Genomic DNA, 1801 nt, shown 5'->3' on the forward strand with positions numbered 1-1801 from the left:
GCCAGTGTGCTTTATCAAGAGACCGATGCCAGTATCAGTCAACGAGAATTTTTCACCGAACAGAAAAAACTTGCTAACCTTGCCCGCCCCGATCATCGCCCAAATAAAAAACAGCGTCGTCAGCTGAGCCGTTTTAGGGATATTAACCATTTTGGCAGTGATGAAGAAGGTTTTTAATTGGCTGTCATGGGGTCATAAAAATCCCGATTTTCCCTTTGAGATTTCGTTATAATAAGCACTTTATCATTGCACTAGTCATTGCACTGGCGATGAGCAACTCTGCCGATTATTAACGATATTTTATGACCAATTTTTTTGAACCTAACCCTGTGCAGGCTAATGCTAGCTATGTGGATATTAGCGCATACAATACTATGGCATTAGCCTGTCAAGCCAAACAGTTCATTCGCCTAACTGACTTATCTGATATTGAGCCGACTTTTAAACGACTGGCAGCCCATCAACAAGCGTTTGTGGTGCTATCTAATGGCAGTAATATCATTTTGCCTGAAGTATTGGACGCGGTTGTTGTGTCACCCAGTCTTAAAGGTAAAAATATCCTGTTTGAAGATAGCCAAACGATAACCCTTGAGGTGATGGCTGGCGAGGATTGGCATACGCTCGTCGTAGACACGGTCCATCAAGGTTGGTATGGATTGGAGAATTTGGCGTTAATCCCAAGCTGGGTGGGTGGCAGTCCCGTACAAAACATCGGTGCGTATGGGGTACAAGCTGAAGATGTGATAGACAGTGTAAAAGCGTTTCATATACCGAGTTTAACTTGGCATCATCTAAGCAACGCTGATTGCGAGTTTAGCTACCGTGACAGCCTGTTTAAACAGCAAGCCGGACAATGGCTCATTACCAGCGTCATTTTTACCCTCAGTAAAACCGCCAAACCCAATACCCAGTATGGGGATGTGGCAAAAGTTGCACAGCACTATGCAAGCCAAGCAGGTCGCGATGAAGTCACACCCGTGGATACCATGAATGCCATCATCGACATTCGTCAAAGTAAACTGCCCGATACCAACGACTTGCCCAATTGTGGCAGCTTTTTTAAAAACCCCATCGTCGCCAAATCTCAAGTTGACCAGCTACTACAGAGCTACCCCAATCTGGTGCATTATCCTGTCAAAGATGCCCAAGGCAATTTGACTGATTACTGCAAAGTTGCGGCTGGCTGGCTTATTGACCAATCAGGGCTTAAGGGTAAAGGCATTGCACCGATTTTAACTCATATAAAACAAGCCCTAGTATTGACTAACCATGCGCCAAAAGTTGCGACGCAATGTGATGTTGCCAAAACTATGCAATTTATACAAGACACTGTACTGGATAAATTTGGGATAAAATTGGAAGCTGAACCGGTTTGGATTGAATCTGATGGTAGCATTCGCCAAGCTCATTAACTACCTTGAGCGATTTTTTTCAATCATCAAACAGATTTTGACCGTTGTGGTATTGGTGGGGTGTCTAATTACACTCAGTTTTTTTACACCGCTGTTTTCTACCATTGTATTGTTTATCTTAGATTGTTATCGCCTGCCAGAATCGGCGGTGAGTGTCAATCCTGCAACGGCGATTGTGGTATTAGGTGGCGGATTAACCAATAACCAGCAAAATGAGATTGTGATTAACCAACTTACCGAAAGTCGATTGATTAAAGCCAGCCAAGTGTATCAGCAGACTGACTTACCCATCATCGTCAGTGGTAAGGAGGCGCCATGGATGGCAAAGTGGCTGCAAAAAAAAGGCATTATGTGGGTCGTGGCAGAAAAAAACAGCTTTAACACCTGTC

General features: G+C 44.0%; 2 protein-coding genes and 1 pseudogene. All 3 read left to right on the forward strand.

All coding sequences use genetic code 11. From position 1 onward, the window contains the following. Nucleotides 1–177, forward strand: a pseudogene (locus tag RTR63_RS11880) (RNA-binding protein); the annotation flags it as partial. Nucleotides 178–302: 125 nt separating this feature from the next. Continuing rightward, on the forward strand, nt 303–1412 hold the full coding sequence (murB, locus tag RTR63_RS11735; RefSeq protein WP_312524450.1) for a UDP-N-acetylmuramate dehydrogenase: 1110 nt from the start codon (nt 303–305) through the stop codon (nt 1410–1412). Beyond that, nucleotides 1387–1801: YdcF family protein (locus RTR63_RS11740; RefSeq protein ID WP_312524451.1), on the forward strand; the 415-nt coding region annotated here is incomplete at its 3' end. The genes murB and RTR63_RS11740, both read left to right, overlap by 26 nt.

The sequence above is a fragment of the Moraxella sp. CTOTU47724 genome (assembly GCF_032014955.1).
Classification (GTDB): Bacteria; Pseudomonadota; Gammaproteobacteria; order Pseudomonadales; family Moraxellaceae; genus Faucicola; species Faucicola tetraodonis.

Coding starts and splice junctions, on each gene's coding strand:
- murB (WP_312524450.1), top strand. CDS start 303: ATGACCAATTTTTTTGAACCTAACCCTGTGCAGGCTAATGCTAGCTAT.